This window comes from Streptomyces sp. NPDC022910, assembly GCF_055561075.1.
Genome location: NZ_JBVHHL010000033.1, coordinates 48,171 through 64,592, shown reverse-complemented (window position 1 = coordinate 64,592; position 16,422 = coordinate 48,171). Strand labels below are relative to the sequence as shown.

15 protein-coding genes are annotated in these 16,422 nt (G+C 69.5%); 9 read left to right on the top strand and 6 right to left on the bottom strand.

The features are described 5' to 3' along the window. Window positions 1–51 precede the first annotated feature (51 nt). The 3 genes from radA to ACZ3TS_RS27420 all read left to right on the top strand — a co-directional run bounded on the left by radA (window position 52) and on the right by ACZ3TS_RS27420 (window position 3,098). Complete coding sequence (gene radA / locus ACZ3TS_RS27430) at window positions 52–1,461, top strand: DNA repair protein RadA (RefSeq protein WP_467622897.1); 1,410 nt, start codon at window positions 52–54, stop codon at window positions 1,459–1,461. An 81-nt stretch (window positions 1,462–1,542) separates the two neighbouring features. After that, the gene (gene disA / locus ACZ3TS_RS27425) at window positions 1,543–2,667 is read left to right on the top strand and encodes a DNA integrity scanning diadenylate cyclase DisA (protein ID WP_467622895.1); all 1,125 of its coding nucleotides are present in this window, start codon (window positions 1,543–1,545) and stop codon (window positions 2,665–2,667) included. Window positions 2,668–2,738: 71 nt separating this feature from the next. After that, entirely contained in the window at window positions 2,739–3,098 is a 360-nt protein-coding gene (locus tag ACZ3TS_RS27420; RefSeq protein WP_467622893.1) for a DUF6204 family protein, read from the top strand. Between the two features lie 7 nt (window positions 3,099–3,105). Here the strand turns inward: ACZ3TS_RS27420 and ACZ3TS_RS27415 are convergent, their stop codons facing one another. Beyond that, window positions 3,106–3,912, bottom strand: a complete 807-nt coding sequence (locus ACZ3TS_RS27415; protein ID WP_467622890.1) for a hypothetical protein — start codon at window positions 3,910–3,912, stop codon at window positions 3,106–3,108. Window positions 3,913–4,469: 557 nt separating this feature from the next. Here ACZ3TS_RS27415 and ACZ3TS_RS27410 point away from each other — a divergent pair. From ACZ3TS_RS27410 to cseC, 5 genes are all read left to right on the top strand, one after another. Then, window positions 4,470–5,420: an HhH-GPD family protein gene (locus ACZ3TS_RS27410; RefSeq protein WP_467622888.1), complete on the top strand. Its 951-nt coding sequence runs from the start codon at window positions 4,470–4,472 to the stop codon at window positions 5,418–5,420. 389 nt (window positions 5,421–5,809) lie between these two features. Beyond that, a complete protein-coding gene (locus ACZ3TS_RS27405; protein ID WP_467622886.1) occupies window positions 5,810–6,349 on the top strand; it encodes a SigE family RNA polymerase sigma factor in 540 nt (179 codons plus the stop codon). Beyond that, complete coding sequence (locus ACZ3TS_RS27400; RefSeq protein WP_467622885.1) at window positions 6,337–6,993, top strand: hypothetical protein; 657 nt, start codon at window positions 6,337–6,339, stop codon at window positions 6,991–6,993. Before ACZ3TS_RS27405 ends, ACZ3TS_RS27400 begins: the two co-directional genes overlap by 13 nt. 9 nt (window positions 6,994–7,002) lie before the next feature. Then, window positions 7,003–7,707: a two-component system response regulator CseB gene (cseB, locus tag ACZ3TS_RS27395; protein WP_467622882.1), complete on the top strand. Its 705-nt coding sequence runs from the start codon at window positions 7,003–7,005 to the stop codon at window positions 7,705–7,707. A gap of 8 nt (window positions 7,708–7,715) precedes the next feature. Beyond that, entirely contained in the window at window positions 7,716–9,056 is a 1,341-nt protein-coding gene (gene cseC / locus ACZ3TS_RS27390; protein WP_467622880.1) for a two-component system sensor histidine kinase CseC, read from the top strand. 36 nt (window positions 9,057–9,092) lie between these two features. On the opposite strand, the gene ACZ3TS_RS27385 is transcribed toward cseC, so the two are convergent. From ACZ3TS_RS27385 to ACZ3TS_RS27375, 3 genes are all read right to left on the bottom strand, one after another. Next, complete coding sequence (locus ACZ3TS_RS27385) at window positions 9,093–9,539, bottom strand: VOC family protein (RefSeq protein ID WP_467622877.1); 447 nt, start codon at window positions 9,537–9,539, stop codon at window positions 9,093–9,095. A gap of 56 nt (window positions 9,540–9,595) precedes the next feature. Continuing rightward, window positions 9,596–10,030 carry a helix-turn-helix transcriptional regulator gene (locus tag ACZ3TS_RS27380; protein WP_467622874.1) on the bottom strand — a complete coding sequence of 145 codons (435 nt, stop codon included), beginning with the start codon at window positions 10,028–10,030 and terminating at the stop codon, window positions 9,596–9,598. Window positions 10,031–10,133: 103 nt separating this feature from the next. Then, entirely contained in the window at window positions 10,134–11,717 is a 1,584-nt protein-coding gene (locus tag ACZ3TS_RS27375; RefSeq protein WP_467622871.1) for an MDR family MFS transporter, read from the bottom strand. Window positions 11,718–11,897: 180 nt separating this feature from the next. On the opposite strand from ACZ3TS_RS27375, the gene ACZ3TS_RS27370 reads away from it, so the two are divergent. Continuing rightward, window positions 11,898–12,482: a TetR/AcrR family transcriptional regulator gene (locus ACZ3TS_RS27370; RefSeq protein ID WP_467622949.1), complete on the top strand. Its 585-nt coding sequence runs from the start codon at window positions 11,898–11,900 to the stop codon at window positions 12,480–12,482. A 7-nt stretch (window positions 12,483–12,489) separates the two neighbouring features. Here the strand turns inward: ACZ3TS_RS27370 and ACZ3TS_RS27365 are convergent, their stop codons facing one another. Together ACZ3TS_RS27365 and ACZ3TS_RS27360 are read right to left on the bottom strand one after the other, a co-directional pair. Then, a complete protein-coding gene (locus ACZ3TS_RS27365) occupies window positions 12,490–13,185 on the bottom strand; it encodes a M23 family metallopeptidase (RefSeq protein ID WP_467622869.1) in 696 nt (231 codons plus the stop codon). Window positions 13,186–13,571: 386 nt separating this feature from the next. Next, window positions 13,572–16,097 carry an ATP-dependent Clp protease ATP-binding subunit gene (locus tag ACZ3TS_RS27360; protein ID WP_467622866.1) on the bottom strand — a complete coding sequence of 842 codons (2,526 nt, stop codon included), beginning with the start codon at window positions 16,095–16,097 and terminating at the stop codon, window positions 13,572–13,574. Between the last annotated feature and the right edge of the window lie 325 nt (window positions 16,098–16,422).

Genomic DNA, 16,422 nt, shown 5'->3' with positions numbered 1-16,422 from the left:
CATGGCCGCCGCGTGCCCGCTGTGTCAGTGGGCCCCGCTACGGTTTCCTCCATGGCTGCCCGTGCGAAGACCACCAAGGACCGGCCGTCCTACCGCTGCACCGAGTGCGGCTGGCAGACGGCCAAGTGGCTCGGCCGCTGCCCCGAGTGCCAGGCCTGGGGGACGGTCGAGGAGTACGGCGCGCCCGCGGTGCGCACGACGACGCCGGGCCGGGTGACGAGCTCCGCCGTGCCCATCGGCCAGGTCGACGGGCGGCAGGCCACCGCCCGCTCCAGCGGTGTGCCCGAGCTGGACCGCGTCCTCGGCGGCGGGCTCGTGCCGGGCGCGGTCGTGCTCCTCGCCGGGGAGCCCGGCGTCGGCAAGTCCACGCTCCTGCTGGACGTCGCGGCCAAAGCGGCGAGCGACGAGCACCGCACGCTCTATGTGACGGGCGAGGAGTCGGCGAGCCAGGTGCGCCTGCGCGCCGACCGCATCGGGGCCATCGACGACCACCTCTATCTCGCGGCGGAGACCGATCTCGCGGCCGTACTGGGTCACTTGGACGCGGTGAAGCCCTCACTCCTCGTCCTCGACTCCGTACAGACCGTAGCTTCCCCCGAGATCGACGGCGCTCCCGGCGGCATGGCCCAGGTACGGGAGGTCGCCGGGGCTCTCATCCGCGCCTCCAAGGAACGCGGCATGGCCACCCTCCTCGTGGGTCATGTCACCAAGGACGGCGCGATCGCGGGCCCGCGCCTGCTCGAACACCTCGTGGACGTCGTCCTGCACTTCGAGGGCGACCGGCACGCGCGCCTGCGTCTCGTACGGGGCGTCAAGAACCGCTACGGCGCCACGGACGAGGTCGGCTGCTTCGAACTGCACGACGAAGGCATCACGGGCCTCGCCGACCCGAGCGGCCTGTTCCTGACCCGCCGCGACGAGCCCGTGCCCGGCACCTGTCTGACCGTCACCCTGGAGGGCCGCCGCCCCCTGGTGGCAGAGGTCCAGGCGCTGACCGTCGACTCCCAGATCCCCTCCCCCCGGCGCACCACATCCGGTCTTGAGACCTCCCGCGTCTCGATGATGCTCGCCGTCCTGGAGCAGCGCGGCCGGATCAGCGCCCTGGGCAAGCGGGACATCTACTCCGCGACCGTCGGCGGGGTGAAACTCTCGGAGCCGGCCGCCGACCTGGCGGTCGCGCTGGCGCTGGCGAGCGCCGCGAGCGACACCCCGCTGCCCAAGAACCTGGTGGCGATCGGCGAAGTGGGACTCGCGGGCGAGGTCAGAAGGGTCACGGGGGTCCAGCGCCGACTGGCCGAGGCACACCGTCTGGGCTTCACGCACGCGCTCGTACCGGCCGACCCGGGCAAGGTCCCGTCGGGCATGAAGGTGCTGGAAGTGGCGGACATAGGGGACGCCCTGCGGGTCCTTCCACGCTCCCGTCGTCGAGAGGCCCCACGGGACGAGGAGGACCGCCGGTAGACTTTGCCCTGGTCTCGCCCGTCCGTACGAACCGAGTGTGCGACACGGGAGCGCCCCAGAACCTGCGACCGGAGGAGTGCAGTGGCAGCCAACGACCGGGCAGCAGCTCCCGGAAAGTCCGGCGGGAGTTCCGGTGCCGATGGCCTGATGCGCGCCTCACTGAGCGCCGTGGCACCCGGCACGCCCCTGCGCGACGGCCTCGAGCGGGTCCTGCGAGGCAACACCGGCGGTCTCATCGTGCTCGGCTCTGACAAGACCGTCGAGACGATGTGCACGGGTGGTTTCGTCCTGGATGTCGAGTTCACGGCCACCCGGCTGCGGGAGCTGTGCAAGCTCGACGGCGCGCTCGTGCTCTCCTCGGACCTGTCGAAAATCCTGCGGGCCGGCGTGCAGTTGGTCCCCGACCCCACGATCCCGACGGAGGAGACGGGCACGCGTCACCGCACGGCGGACCGGGTGAGCAAGCAGGTCGGTTTCCCCGTGGTCTCCGTCTCGCAGTCGATGCGCCTGATCGCGCTGTACGTCGACGGACAGCGACGTGTCCTGGAGGACTCGGCGGCGATCTTGTCCCGCGCCAACCAGGCACTGGCCACCCTGGAGCGCTACAAACTCCGCCTGGACGAGGTGGCGGGCACGCTGTCCGCGCTGGAGATCGAGGACCTGGTGACGGTCCGGGACGTCTCCGCGGTCTCGCAGCGACTGGAGATGGTCCGTCGCATCGCCACCGAAATCGCTGAATACGTGGTCGAACTGGGCACGGACGGCCGTCTTCTCGCCCTCCAGCTGGACGAGTTGATCGCCGGGGTGGAACCCGAGCGGGAGCTGGTGGTGCGCGACTACGTGCCCGAGCCGACCGCGAAGCGCTCCCGTACGGTCGTGGAGGCGCTGTCCGAGCTGGACGCGCTGAGCCATGCCGAGCTTCTCGAACTTCCCACCGTAGCCCGCGCCTTGGGCTACACCGGCTCCCCCGAAACCCTCGACTCGGCGGTGTCCCCGCGCGGTTTCCGCCTGCTGGCGAAGGTCCCGCGGCTGCCCGGCGCCATCATCGACCGTCTGGTGGAGCACTTCGGCGGTCTGCAGAAGCTGCTCGCGGCGAGCGTGGACGACCTCCAGACGGTGGACGGCGTCGGCGAGGCCCGGGCCCGCAGCGTGCGGGAGGGACTGTCGCGCCTGGCGGAGTCGTCGATCCTCGAGCGTTACGTCTAGCCGACGGACGCCCATGACGGGCTGCGAAAAACTCGGTGGAGACGCACCTCTCCCGCGTCTACGTTCGAGGGATGAGCATCCGCACCTTTCGCATCACGGTCCGCGGCGTCTTCGACGGCCTCGACGCCGGACACCGGGCCGAGCTCCTGGAACGGGCCGCGGAGCACGATGTGCTGCGCGCGGCCTTCACCCCGGAGGGCCACCTCAGCTACGACCTCACCGCCCGCCCCGCCTTCACCTTCCGCTTCCTGGACTCGGGTGAGGCGGAGGAGGACATCCTGACCGCGACGGAACACGCCGAAGAGGCCGCCAAGGCCTGGCTCGACGAACGCGGCTACGGCTACAAGAACCTCCGCAGCAAGGCCGAGGACCTCTCCCAGGCGCCGCTCGGCAAGCGTCAGCGCCGGGCGATCACCGAATCGTCCTCGTGACCCGCGCTCAGTCCTTCGACAGGACGAACGACGTCTGGGCCTTCGGGAAACCGGAGGCCTGCGCCTCCACCAGGTAGGTGCCCGCCGACGCCGAAACCGCAGGGGGCGTCGCGCAGTTGGGGACGCTCTGCTTGCGGTCCCACTTCACCGTGTACGTGACCTGGTCGTTCCCGGGCACGCGGAACAGCACGCTTCCCGAGCCGCTCGGGCAGTCGGCCGAGGACCACACGTCGTTGTCACTGCCGGCCTGCGTGATCGTCAACACCGCGCTCTTCGGGCCGAGGTCGACCTTGCAGTCACTGCCCGACGAGTTCTTGGCGATCAGCTCGAACGTGGGGATCTCTCCAGGGGCATACGTGTTGTGCTCGCTCTTCAGCGTCAACTGGATCGCGCTCGACGTGCAGTTGGGCAAAGAGGTTCCGGAACCGGCCGGTAGCCGACCGCCCGAGGAACCGCCGCCGCCACTGCCGTTCCCCCCGTCGCCCGACCCGCCGGGCCCGCTGCCCGTGCCGCCGGAGTCCCCTGATCCCGACGCCCCGGACGACGGCCCCGAACCGTCGCTGCCGCTCGACTCGTCGCGCCCGCCCGGGTGTTGGCTGATCGCCGGCCCGGTACCGGACGGACCCGGCGTGATCGAGGACGTGGGGTGCTTGCCGTTCGAGCCGTCCGCGTCGTTCTTCCCCCCACCGCCGGAGGAGGTGACCACCCACACGATGAGCAGCGTCAACAGGGCGACCACAGACAGCAGTACGGCCCTCCGTCGCCAGTAGATGGAGGAGGGAAGCGGCCCGACCGGATTGCGCAGAGATCCCACGGCGCAAACTGTACGAGAGATCGGCCCGGGGCCTTGCCCCACCCGCCGCCCTGAGCCCAACTTTTCCGGATCATCATCCTGCATCGGGCGCCTCTCGCGGGGCGAGGACCCACATCGGGCCCTCCGCACCGACCGCCTTCGGACGACGGGGCGTGGCCACCGGCGAGAGACCGTTGTGCCCGGGCTTCCATATCCGGCCGCCGGCGGCCGGAAGGTGCGCGCGCCGCCATGCATGCGCGGGAGCGGACGGGACGTGGGCGTGGCGTGCTCCGTCCGGCGCGCGTCCGCCGACGTCCGCTCCACCGAACGGCCTTCGCGCGGGATGTGAAACCAGACGGAGCCGACCCGGTCCCTGGCCACCCCTCTGCGGACCACGGCGTGCAGGCGATCGTCGAACGCCCGCCCTTCGTCCGCCGCCGTCCACCCTCCGCTCGAACACCCGAACCCCAAACACCCGAACACCCGAACACCTGGAGGCAACGTCCACCGACACAACCACTCCGACCCGAGCCGGTCCCCCACCCTGCCACCCCTCACGTGGCAGGATCGCAGTCGTCATGACTGCACCCACCACCCCCACTCCCGCCCCTGCCCAGACCGACGACACCACCGACGCCTCCACCGGCCAAGCCCCCGGAGGGGCACTGCACGGCCCGGTGATCGCCTGGTTCGACGAGCACGCCCGCGATCTCCCCTGGCGGCGCCCGGAGGCCGGCCCGTGGGGCGTGATGGTCAGTGAGTTCATGCTGCAGCAGACGCCGGTCAGCCGCGTCCTGCCCGTCTACGAGCAGTGGCTCGCCCGCTGGCCGCGCCCCGCCGACCTGGCCAAGGAACCCCCCGGCGAGGCCGTCCGGGCCTGGGGCCGCCTGGGCTATCCGCGCCGCGCCCTGCGCCTGCACGGTGCCGCCGTGGCCATAACGGAACGGCACGGCGGCGACGTGCCCACGGAACACGCCCAGCTGCTGGCGCTGCCCGGCATCGGCGAGTACACGGCCGCGGCCGTGGCCTCCTTCGCGTACGGCCAGCGGCACCCGGTCCTGGACACCAACGTGCGCCGTGTCCTCGCCCGCGCGATCACCGGTGCGCAGTACCCGCCCAACGCCACCACCGCCGCGGAGCGCAGGCTCGCCCGTGAGCTGCTGCCCGACGACGAGCGCACGGCGTCCCGCTGGGCCGCCGCCTCCATGGAGCTGGGCGCCCTGATCTGCACGGCGAAGAACGAGACCTGCCACCGCTGTCCGATCGCCGCGCAGTGCGCCTGGCGCTTGGCCGGGAAGCCGGAGCACGACGGCCCGCCGCGGCGCGGTCAGACGTACGCGGGGACGGACCGCCAGGTACGCGGTCGGCTCCTGGCGGTGCTGCGGGAGGCCGTGAGCCCGGTGCCGCAGTCCGTCCTCGACCGGGTCTGGGACGAGCCGGTACAGCGCGCCCGCGCCCTGGACGGCCTGGTCTCCGACGGCCTGGTGGAACCCCTCCCCGGCGGCCTCTACCGCCTTCCGCTCACCTGACCCGGGCACCGTCCGGGCGCGCGCGGCCCGCCGCGCCCGGACGGTCCGCACATCCGGCACTCAGCCGTTTCACAGCCCGCGGCTCATCACCGCACAGCGGCCTCCTCGTTCCGTCACGAAGCCCGCCGCCCACCTGTTGGACAAATCACCCCATACCCGCACCAAATCCCGTCTGCCCTTAGCTCGTTCCGACATCCGTTACACAACCGACGGACGGCCGAGCGCTCACCGAAGGCTGCCTCGGACACCCCCGTGACAACTCCTCCGTAACTTCATATGCGTGCCGAGGACGATGCGGCACACGGGCGACCGAGGTCGTGGAGAACCGGCACCCGGCTGTGGGACGCAGCCGAAGGGCACGTCGGAAACGGGGAACGGAGGCGGTTGGAATGGCGCAGGGCGAGGTGCTCGAGTTCGAGGAGTACGTCCGCACCCGGCAGGACGCGCTGCTGCGCAGCGCCCGTCGGCTGGTTCCGGACCCCACCGATGCCCAGGACCTGCTGCAGACCGCGCTGGTGCGCACGTACGGCCGCTGGGACGGTATCGCCGACAAGCGTCTGGCGGACGCCTATCTGCGCCGCGTGATGATCAACACGCGCACCGAGTGGTGGCGGGCCCGCAGGCTCGAGGAGGTCCCCACCGAGCAGCTTCCGGACGCGTCCGTCGACGACTCCGCCGAGCAGCACGCGGACCGCGCCCTGCTGATGGACGTTCTGAAGGTGCTCGCTCCGAAGCAGCGCAGTGTCGTCGTGCTGCGACACTGGGAGCAGATGTCCACGGAGGAGACGGCCGCCGCCCTCGGCATGTCGGCCGGAACGGTCAAGAGCACGCTGCACCGGGCGCTCGCCCGGCTCCGGGAGGAGCTGGAGGCCCGCGACCTGGACGCACGCGCGCTGGAGCGTGAGGAGCGGGAGCGTTGCGCGGCCTAGGCACGGGGGCCATACGGCCCAGCGGGGCCCTCAAGGCGGCGATCGCGGCGGTTGCCACGATCGCCGTCCTCGGGCTTTTCGTCTCCGCCTGCGCCACCGGCGGTACGGGCGCACGGGACGAGGGTCCGGCGGGCAGCAACTCAGTGGTCGCGGGCTCCGCCACCCCCTCGGCCTCACCGACCACCGAGGAGCCCGGACGGCTGGACGTGGTGAAGCTGGTCAAGGACGATCCCGAGGTCGCGAAGGCGGTCAAGCAGGACCTGAAGCCCTGCGTGGCCGACGAGTACCCGATCGACGTGTCCTACGGCAATCTCACCGACGGGACCGTGAGCGACATCCTGGTCAACGTCATGACCTGCCATGACGCCGTCGGCGTGGGGTCGTACGTGTACCAGATGAAGAACCACAGGTACCAGAATGTGTTCAAGGCCGAGGAGCCGCCGGTCTACGCGGAGATAGACCGCGGTGACCTGGTGGTGACCCAGCAGACGTACGAGAAGGGCGACCCGGTGTCGTATCCCTCCACCGAGGAAGTGATCACCTACAGCTGGAGGACGGACCACTTCACCGAGGAGTCCCGGATACGCAACGAATACAGCAACGCGGTGGGCAACGGCGGCACGGCCGCCCCGACCAAAAACTGAGAGCAGCGGATGGCAGAGCAGACCCACGTCCTGTTCGTCGAGGACGACGACGTCATCCGTGAGGCCACCCAGCTCGCGCTGGAGCGGGACGGCTTCGCGGTCACCGCCATGCCTGACGGGCTGTCAGGCCTGGAGGCGTTCCGCGCCCGCCGTCCCGACATCGCCCTGCTGGACGTGATGGTCCCTGGCCTGGACGGCGTCAGCCTGTGCCGCCGTATCCGCGACGAGTCGACCGTGCCCGTGATCATGGTGTCCGCGCGCGCCGACTCCATCGACGTCGTGCTCGGCCTGGAGGCCGGCGCGGACGACTATGTGACGAAGCCGTTCGACGGCGCCGTGCTGGTCGCGCGCATCCGTGCGGTGCTCCGCCGCTTCGGGCACGCGAGCGGCGCCGACCGGGGGGCCGAGGACGCCACGTCGGTGGACGGCGGCGTACTGACCTTCGGCGACCTGGAGATCGACACCGACGGCATGGAGGTACGGCGCTCGGGTCAGCCGGTGGCGCTCACGCCGACCGAGATGCGGCTGCTGCTGGAGTTCTCCTCCACGCCCGGCACGGTGCTGTCGCGCGACAAGCTGTTGGAACGCGTGTGGGACTACGGCTGGGGCGGTGACACCCGGGTCGTCGACGTCCATGTGCAGCGGCTGCGCACGAAGATCGGACAGGACCGGATCGAGACGGTCCGCGGCTTCGGCTACAAGTTGAAGGCCTGAGCGGGAGCATGCGGGGGATTCTCGGACGTCTGATCCCGGACGACGCCATACGCACGGGCCTGAGGTGGAAGCTCAGTGCGGCGATCGCCCTGGTCGGCGCGATGGTCGCGATCGCGCTGAGCCTGGTCGTGCACAACGCGGCGAGCGTCTCCATGCTCAACAACTCGCGTGACCTCGCCGACGAGCGGATTCAGGTGGCCCAGCGGATGTACGAGTCCGGGCGCACCCGGGCCTTCGGGGTCAAGGTCGACGACCCGACCATCCCGCGGGACCTGCTGGAAAAGGTCGCGGAGGGCAGGCGGGCCACCTATGTGTCGGAGGGCGCGCACGGCGTGCCGGACATCTGGGCCGCTCTGCCGCTGAAGGACGGCCGGGTGCTGTCCCTGCACACCCGTTTCACGGACCGCGGCGCCGAAGTGATGAAGGACCTCGACCAGGCGCTGATCATCGGTTCGATCGCGGTCGTGCTCGGCGGCTCGGCGGTCGGTGTGCTCATCGGCGGCCAGCTGTCGCGACGGCTGCGCAAGGCGGCGGCCGCGGCGAACCGGGTCGCCGCGGGCGAGAGCGACGTCCGTGTGCGGGACGCGATCGGCGGCGTCGTGCGCGACGAGACCGACGACCTGGCGCGGGCGGTGGACGCGATGGCGGACGCGCTGCAGCAGCGTCTGGAGGCGGAACGCCGGGTGACGGCGGACATCGCGCACGAGCTGCGCACCCCGGTCACCGGCCTGCTCACTGCGGCGGAGCTCCTCCCTCCCGGCCGCCCCACCGAACTGGTGCTGGACCGTGCGAAGGCCATGCGCACGCTGGTGGAGGACGTCCTGGAGGTCGCCCGGCTGGACGGCGCCTCGGAGCGGGCCGAGCTGCAGGACCTTCTGCTCGGCGATTTCGTCACCCGGCGGGTGGCCGTGAAAGACCCGGACATCGAGGTCCGGGTGATCCACGAGTCGGAGGTCACCACCGACCCGCGCCGCCTGGAACGCGTGCTGTTCAACCTGCTCGCCAACGCGGCACGGCACGGCAAGCCGCCGATCGAGGTGTCGGTCGAGGGCCGGGTCATCCGGGTACGCGACCATGGCCCGGGCTTCCCGGAGGAGCTGCTGTCGGACGGTCCTCAGCGCTTCCGTACGGGCCGCTCGGACCGCTCGGGCGCCGGCCACGGTCTGGGCCTGACGATCGCGGCGGGCCAGGCGCGGGTGCTGGGCGCGCGCCTGACGTTCCGCAACGTCCGGGCGGACGGGGTACCGGAGGACGTACCGGCCGAGGGCGCGGTTGCCGTGCTGTGGCTGCCGGAGCACGCGCCGACGGACACCGGGAGCTTCCCGATGCCGCCGCCGTCCGGCGGCTGACCCGGAGAACTGCCCCGGCGGCGGGTCTCCCCGGACCTAGCCGGCCCACTCCTTGTCCAGGTCCAGGCCGCCCTCCCGGCGCTGGGTGAAGGAGAACCAGTTGCCGGAGTCGTCGCGGAAGAGCGCCTCGGTGCCGTACGGACGCTCCTGCGGCTCCTGGAGGAACTCCACGCCGCGGTCCTTGAGCCTCTTGTAGTCCCCGTGGATGTCGTCGGTGGCCAGCACACCGGCGCCGAGGGCTCCCTTGGCCACGAGCCTCTTCATCATCTCGGCGGACTCGGGATCCATCGCGGGCGGCCCCGGCACCATGAGCGTCAGCTCGACGTCGAGCTGGTCGGGGGCGCCGACGGTCAGCCAGCGCATACCGCCCTCCCCCATGGTCATGTCCGTGCGGACCTCGAGGCCGAGCTTCTGCGTGTAGAACTCCTTCGCCCGGTCCTGGTCGAGGACCCAGACGGTCGTGATGGCGAGGCCTTTGATCATGTCCTTCTCCCGATGCGCGGGTGTTGCTTGCGAAGCCACGGTAGGCAGCCGGGGTGTCAGGGCGCTTCTCCGGAATTGCTCTGTCGCTCCCGGTCGGCGCCGGGCCGGAAGCCACCGGCCCAGAGCATCGCGTAGCACCCGGGTATCAGGGCGGCGCCGCGGCCCACGTGCCTGGACCGGTACTCGCTGGGGGTGAGCCCGGTCCAGGACTTGAAGCGCGCCGAGAACGTCCCGACGCTGCTGAACCCCACGAGATGGCAGATCTCTGTCACGGAGAGGTTCGCCGTGCGCAGGAGGTCCTCGGCCCGCTCGATCCGCCGGTGCGTCAGGTACTGGCCGGGTGTCTCGCCGTACGCCGCCTTGAAGGCCCGTATGAAGTGATAGCGCGAGTACCCGGCGTGTGCGGCGACGGCATCGAGGTCGAGGTCCGGGTCGGCCCACTCCCGGTCCATCGCGTCCTTGGCCAGCCGCAGCTGCCGCATCCTGTCCATGCTTGCGATGCTGCCATGTTGCCCTGACAACGCACCGTGCCGTGGACGGGCGAAGGCCCCCGGGGCGGACAACTCCGGGGGCCTTCGGGCTGAGGGGGGCGAGTCAGACGGCCTCTGCAACCGTCGGCTGCGCGTCCACGGCGTCCCCAGCCGCATCCCCGGCCTGCTTGTCCGGCCCCGCGCCGCGCAGCGGGACCTCCTTCACGAACACCGCGGCCACCAGCGCAACCACGGCCACCACCGCGCCCAGCAGGAACGCCGAGTGCGTACCCGCCGACACCGCGTGCTGGTAGGCCTCGCGGGCCGCCGCCGGCAGCTTCTCCAGGCTCTTGGCGTCCAGCTGCGCGGACTGCTCGGTGATCTTCGAGCCGAGGGCGCCCGCCCGCTCGGCCATGACGTGCTGAACCCGGTTGTTGAACAGGGCGCCCATGATCGCGACGCCGAAGGAGGAACCGAGCGTACGGAAGAGGGTGGTGGACGAGGACGCGACGCCCATGTCCTTCATCTCGACGCTGTTCTGCGCCACCAGCATGGTGATCTGCATCAGGCAGCCCATGCCGGCGCCCAGGACGGCCATGTACACACCCGACGTGAACCGGCTCGTGCCGGTGTCCATCTGCGCGAGCAGGAACAGGCCCACGATCATCAGCACGCTGCCGACCACGGGGAAGACCTTGTACCGGCCACTGTTGGTGGTGACCCGTCCCGCGATCATCGACACGACGAGCATCGCGCCCAGCATCGGCAGGAGCAGCAGGCCGGAGTTGGTCGCGGACGCGCCCTGCACCGACTGCTGGTACAGCGGCAGGAACAGCACCGCACCGAACATCACGAAGCCGGTGATGAACCCGATCACGGACATCAGCGAGAAGTTGCGGCTGCGGAAGATGTGCAGCGGCACGACCGGCTCGGCGGCCTTGGTCTGCCAGAACACGAATCCGACGAGCGCGGCGACGCCGATCCCGATCAGCTCCATGATCCGCGCCGAGGTCCAGTCGTACTCGCTCCCGCCCCATGTGGTGACCAGCACGATCGAGGTGATGCCCACGGTCAGCAGCACGACGCCGAGGTAGTCGATGCCCGCCTTGGAGCGCTTCTTCGGCAGGTGCAGTACGGCGCTGATGGCGAGCAGGGCGACCACGCCGAGCGGCAGGTTGATGTAGAACGCCCAGCGCCAGCCCCAGTGGTCGGTGATGGTGCCGCCGACCAGCGGTCCGCCGATCATCGCGAGCGCCATGACGCCGGCCATCATGCCCTGGTACTTGCCGCGTTCCCGCGGCGGGATCAGGTCGCCGATGATGGCCATGACGCCGACCATCAGGCCACCGGCGCCGAGGCCCTGGATTGCGCGGAAGCCGATGAGCTCGCCCATGTTCTGCGCCATGCCGCTGAGCGCCGACCCGATCAGGAAGATCACGATCGAGGTCATGAAGGAGCCCTTGCGCCCGAACATGTCACCGAGCTTGCCCCACAGCGGGGTGGAGGCGGCGGTCGCGAGCGTGTACGCGGTCACCACCCACGAGAGGTGCTGGAGCCCGCCGAGCTCGCCCACGATCGTCGGCATCGCGGTGCCCACGATCATGTTGTCGAGCATCGCGAGCATCATGGTGATCATCAGCGCGAGCAGGACGACCCGCACGCTCCGTGGTTCTTTCTCGGCTCGCGCCGGTACCGCATTGTCCGCCATGTTCCCCACTCCCCTGGTACTGCGTGCCGCTCGGCCACTTACTTGCCGTCCGGCTAGTTGGCTACACTGAGGGAAGGTAGTCCCGAAACTAGCCGGGCGTCAAGTAAGTTTCGGCGGGTCTGCCAGCGGCCGGCACACAGGTTTCCGGGAGTGCGAGGAGCAACGATGGGCGGCACCACCATGGACGGCACCAAGCGGCAGCGACGCGGGGACACCCGCCAGCGCATCCAGGACGTGGCGCTCGAACTCTTCGCCGAGCAGGGCTACGAGAAGACGTCGCTGCGCGAGATCGCCGAGCGCCTGGACGTCACCAAGGCGGCGCTCTACTACCACTTCAAGACCAAGGAAGAGATCCTGGTCAGCCTCTTCGAGGACCTGTCACGACCGATGGACGAGCTGATCGAGTGGGGCAAGGCGCAGCCGCACAGCCTGGAGACCAAGCAGGAGGTACTGCGCCGTTACAGCGACGCACTGGCCGGCGCGGCCCCGCTGTTCCGTTTCATGCAGGAGAACCAGGCCACGGTCCGGGAACTGAGCATCGGCAACCAGTTCAAGGACCGCATGCTGGTGATGCGCGACATCATCAGGGACCCGGACGCGTCACTGACCGACCAGGTCCGCTGCATCAGCGCGCTGTTCACGATGCACGCAGGGATGTTCGTCCTCCAGGAGGTCGAGGGCGACCCCGAGGACAAGCGCAAGGCCGTCCTGGAGGTCGCCATCGACCTGGTGACGCAGGCGCATACGGACACGCCCTCGTCGTAGGGGAGCCTCAGACCCTCACGCCCTTGGAGCGCAGGAAGGCGACGGGGTCGACTGCCGACCCGTAGTTCGGGCTGGTACGGATCTCGAAGTGCAGGTGCGGCCCGCTGGAGTTGCCGGTGTTGCCGGAGCACGCGATGCGCTGCCCGGTGGCGACGGCCTGGCCGACCCTGACGTGGATCCGCGAGAGATGGGCGTACTGGGAGTACGTGCCGTTCGCGTGCCTGATGACGACGGCGTTGCCGTATGCGGGTCCGTCGCCGGCACCGTAGCCGCCGGCCTTGACGACCGTGCCTCCGTGCGCGGCCACGACGTCCGTCCCGCTCGGGACGGCGAAGTCCTGACCGCTGTGGGTGGAGTTCCACATGCCGCCGGACTGGTTGAAGCTCGCGGAGAGCGTGTAGCGGTTGACCGGGCCGACCCAGGAGACGGGCTTCGCCGCTGCGGGACGGGCGGGAGCCTTCGGCTCAGCGGGACGGGCGGGAGCCTTCGGCTCAGCGGGACGGGCGGGAGCCTTCACCTTGCCGGTACCGGCGGGCACTTTCGCCGCGACGGCCTCGGTGGCGGGCTTGCCCTCGGTGGTACCGGTTGCGGCCGCGACCCCGACTCCGAGCACGGCCGAGGCCCCCACACCGGCCGCCAGAGCGGCGACGCGGGAGCGGCATCGGAACGTACGGGTCGAAAAGGGCAGGGTGCGCTTCGGCATCAGAACCTCAGAGGTCGGGGACTCTTGACCATCTCTTGGTAACCGGTGCACCAATCAACCCCAAAATTCGTGATCTACGACGACACTTCGTATGTATTCATAAAGATCCAGGAAACTTGACATGAGAGGCAGATATACGGCAATCGCCTGACGAGGCAGATTCCCGGCACTCACCTCAGAAGGGCGGGCGGAAAGTCCCTTTTGTTCGCATAGGCACCCGACTATGGTGCCTAGTACCCTCTGTCGCACGTGTGCGGCATGTCACTGGGCGCCCCTGCTGCTGCCCGCTTCGCGGACCGAAAAGAGGACCCGAAAAGAGGACCTGAAAAAGGGGCTGCCCCGGGACCAAGGTCCCGGGGCAGCCCCTTTTCGGCGAACCCGGAGGGTTACGCCTCCTTGCTCAGGTTCGGACCCGCGCCGCCGGCCGCCTGCTCGATCGGCGGAACGTCGGGCAGTGCCGACTTCTCCTCACCGCGGAAGGTGAAGGTCTTGGAGTCGCCCTCGCCCTCCGTGTCGACGACCACGATGTGGCCCGGACGCAGCTCCCCGAAGAGGATCTTCTCGGACAGCGTGTCCTCGATCTCTCGCTGGATCGTGCGGCGCAGCGGCCGGGCGCCCAGCACGGGGTCGTAGCCCTTCTTCGCCAGCAGCTCCTTCGCCGACTGGGCGAGCTCGATGCCCATGTCCCGGTCCTTGAGCCGCTCGTCGACCTTGCTGATCATCAGGTCGACGATCCGCAGGATGTCGTCCTGGGTCAGCTGCGGGAAGACGACCACGTCGTCGACGCGGTTGAGGAACTCGGGCCGGAAGTGCTGCTTCAGCTCGTCCGACACCTTGTTCTTCATGCGCTCGTAGTTGGACTTCGTGTCGCCCTGGGCCGCGAAGCCCAGGTTGAAGCCCTTGGAGATGTCCCGGGTGCCGAGGTTGGTCGTCATGATGATGACCGTGTTCTTGAAGTCCACGACGCGGCCCTGGGAGTCGGTCAGGCGACCGTCCTCCAGGATCTGCAGCAGCGAGTTGAAGATGTCCGGGTGGGCCTTCTCGACCTCGTCGAAGAGGACCACCGAGAACGGCTTGCGCCGCACCTTCTCCGTCAGCTGACCGCCCTCTTCGTAGCCCACGTATCCGGGGGGCGAACCGAAGAGACGCGACACCGTGTGCTTCTCGCTGAACTCCGACATGTCGAGGGAGATCAGCGCGTCCTCGTCACCGAACAGGAACTCGGCCAGCGCCTTGGACAGCTCGGTCTTACCGACACCGGACGGGCCCGCGAAGATGAACGAACCACCCGGACGCTTCGGGTCCTTCAGACCGGCCCGCGTACGGCGGATCGCCTTCGAGAGCGCCTTGACGGCGTCCACCTGGCCGATGACCCGCTTGTGAAGCTCGTCCTCCATGCGGAGCAGGCGGCTGGACTCCTCCTCGGTGAGCTTGAAGACCGGGATGCCCGTGGCCGTGGCCAGGACCTCGGCGATCAGCTCGCCGTCGACCTCGGCGACGACGTCCATGTCGCCGGCCTTCCACTCCTTCTCCCGCTTGGCCTTCGCGGCGAGCAGCTGCTTCTCCTTGTCACGGAGGGAAGCCGCCTTCTCGAAGTCCTGGGAGTCGATCGCGGACTCCTTGTCCCGGCGGACGGCCGCGATCTTCTCGTCGAACTCGCGGAGGTCCGGCGGAGCGGTCATCCGGCGGATGCGCATCCGGGAACCCGCCTCGTCGATCAGGTCGATCGCCTTGTCAGGCAGGAAGCGGTCCGAGATGTAGCGGTCGGCCAGGGTGGCGGCCTGAACCAGGGCCTCGTCCGTGATGGAGACGCGGTGGTGCGCCTCGTACCGGTCGCGCAGGCCCTTCAGGATCTCGATCGTGTGCGGCAGGGACGGCTCCGCGACCTGGATGGGCTGGAAGCGGCGCTCGAGGGCCGCGTCCTTCTCCAGGTGCTTCCGGTACTCGTCGAGCGTGGTCGCACCGATGGTCTGCAGCTCACCGCGCGCCAGCATCGGCTTCAGGATCGATGCGGCGTCGATGGCGCCCTCGGCAGCACCCGCACCGACCAGCGTGTGCAGCTCGTCGATGAACAGGATGATGTCGCCGCGGGTGCGGATCTCCTTGAGCACCTTCTTCAGGCGCTCCTCGAAGTCACCGCGGTAACGGGAGCCGGCCACCAGCGCACCCAGGTCGAGGGTGTAGAGGTGCTTGTCCTTGAGGGTCTCGGGCACCTCGCCCTTGACGATGGCCTGCGCCAGGCCCTCGACGACCGCCGTCTTGCCGACGCCGGGCTCGCCGATGAGGACCGGGTTGTTCTTGGTCCGGCGGGACAGCACCTGCATGACCCGCTCGATCTCCTTCTCGCGCCCGATGACCGGGTCGAGCTTGGACTCACGAGCGGCCTGGGTGAGGTTCCGGCCGAACTGGTCCAGGACGAGAGAGGTCGAGGGCGTGCCCTCGGCCGGGCCGCCCGCGGTGGCGGTTTCCTTGCCCTGGTAGCCCGACAGCAGCTGGATGACCTGCTGGCGGACGCGGTTGAGGTCTGCGCCCAGCTTGACCAGGACCTGGGCGGCGACGCCCTCGCCCTCGCGGATCAGGCCGAGCAGGATGTGCTCCGTGCCGATGTAGTTGTGGCCCAGCTGAAGGGCCTCGCGGAGCGACAGCTCCAGGACCTTCTTGGCACGGGGGGTGAAGGGGATGTGACCCGAGGGCGCCTGCTGGCCCTGGCCGATGATCTCCTCCACCTGCTGGCGGACCGCCTCGAGCGAAATCCCGAGGCTCTCCAGGGCCTTAGCGGCGACACCCTCACCCTCGTGGATCAGGCCCAGGAGGATGTGCTCGGTGCCGATGTAGTTGTGGTTGAGCATCCGGGCTTCTTCCTGAGCCAGGACGACAACCCGCCGCGCGCGGTCGGTGAACCTCTCGAACATCGTTAATCGCTCCTCAGAGCGGTCAGGCAGTAAGGGGACGCTCCCCTCCCTGTCCTTCCGCAGCTTAGTCCCGCAAGCGGGGACCGCTCATTCCAACTGCCGACACCGTCCTTGGCCTCCTGACCTCGAACGCCGACATCTACCTCAACCCGATGGTGCGAGACGATGTTCCCGCAGGCCAGGCAGTTACCCCACTCGCCAGTACGCCGATGGCGAACGTGAGACGGCCTTTCCTGCACCACGGCCCCTCCCACTAGGGATGTCTTACCCGTACGCACTGACACTCCATGCCGCGCGCACCGGTTCCCTCCGCTACGGGCGAACA